This is a genomic window from Methylobacterium sp. J-092 (genome assembly GCF_022829325.1).
Classification (GTDB): Bacteria; Pseudomonadota; Alphaproteobacteria; order Rhizobiales; family Beijerinckiaceae; genus Methylobacterium.
In genome coordinates this window covers 1-895 of the sequence record NZ_JAKSXU010000147.1, presented here as the reverse complement: position 1 = coordinate 895, position 895 = coordinate 1, and the positions used below count along the sequence as shown (strand labels likewise).

2 protein-coding genes and 2 pseudogenes are annotated in these 895 nt (G+C 67.0%); 1 reads left to right on the top strand and 3 read right to left on the bottom strand.

Annotated elements, in window-relative coordinates; all coding sequences use genetic code 11:
- Nucleotides 1-214: transposase (locus MKK60_RS18645; protein WP_243988129.1), on the top strand; the 214-nt coding region annotated here is incomplete at its 5' end.
- 31 nt (nucleotides 215-245) lie between these two features.
- Here MKK60_RS18645 and MKK60_RS28500 read toward each other — a convergent pair.
- The 3 genes and pseudogenes from MKK60_RS28500 to MKK60_RS18635 form a co-directional block, all read right to left on the bottom strand.
- A complete protein-coding gene (locus MKK60_RS28500; protein WP_279604154.1) occupies nucleotides 246-368 on the bottom strand; it encodes a hypothetical protein in 123 nt (40 codons plus the stop codon).
- Nucleotides 369-433: 65 nt separating this feature from the next.
- Nucleotides 434-751, bottom strand: a pseudogene (locus tag MKK60_RS18640) (FAD-dependent oxidoreductase); the annotation flags it as partial.
- Between the two features lie 16 nt (nucleotides 752-767).
- Nucleotides 768-895: pseudogene (locus MKK60_RS18635) on the bottom strand (IS5/IS1182 family transposase); the annotation flags it as partial.

The following is an 895-nucleotide window of genomic DNA, read 5'->3' as shown; positions in this document are numbered from 1 at the left end:
CAACGGCGAGATCTTCTACACACTCAGGGAAGCGCAGGTCGTGATCGAAAGCTGGCGCCGTCACTACAACGGCGTGCGCCCGCATGCATCGCTGAAATACCAGCCGCCGGCACCGGAGGTGTTCGTGCCAGCCTTCTCCGCTTGGCCGGCTGCGCTCGCCCGACCAGCTCCGCCGGCCAAGCTACTCGTGGCGGAGCGGCCCACCGTGCACTAACTTCACCCTTGGACCACCTCGCGGGGGCCGATCACGTCCCGCGCTGCTTGATCGCTTCGATCCCATCGGCGGCGGCGGCACCGCCGAGGGACACGAAGACCGAGGTGGCGGCCAGCGCGCCGGCAGTCATGAGGGCGCGGATCGTCTGTTGCATCGGATCGGTCCTGGTCAGGCGGTGTGGTTTCGCGTCAAGCAATCGACGAGCCATCGTCAGGCCTATCATTGGAATCGCGCGAGCGCGAAGGGCGCGAGATCAATCCGGCTACCGCCGCCGGTCATTTCCTCGGCCACGGCCTCACCGATGCCGGCCGAATGCTTGAACCCGTGGCCGGAGCAAGCGGAGACCACGAGCACCCGGTCCATCTCCGGGTGGCGGTCGATGATGAAGCCGCGGTCGGGCGTCACGGTGTAGACGCAAGCAGCGGATCGGACGACCTCCGCAGTCGCACCGGCGAGGCGCCCCTTTACGCGCAGCCGATACATCGCTTCCGACTCACCCGGATCGACGGCGCGCTCGACCGCATCGGCGGTGGTGGCCTTGTAAGACCCTGTTTCATAAAGCTCGGGCGATCCGTCTGACGAGGATCATGGCTGCGGCGAGGACGAAGAAGGCGAGCGCAGAGGACGGGGTAGCCTCGTGGTCGCGAGCCAACCTGCGGCAGCGGGCGATCCAGCCGAAGC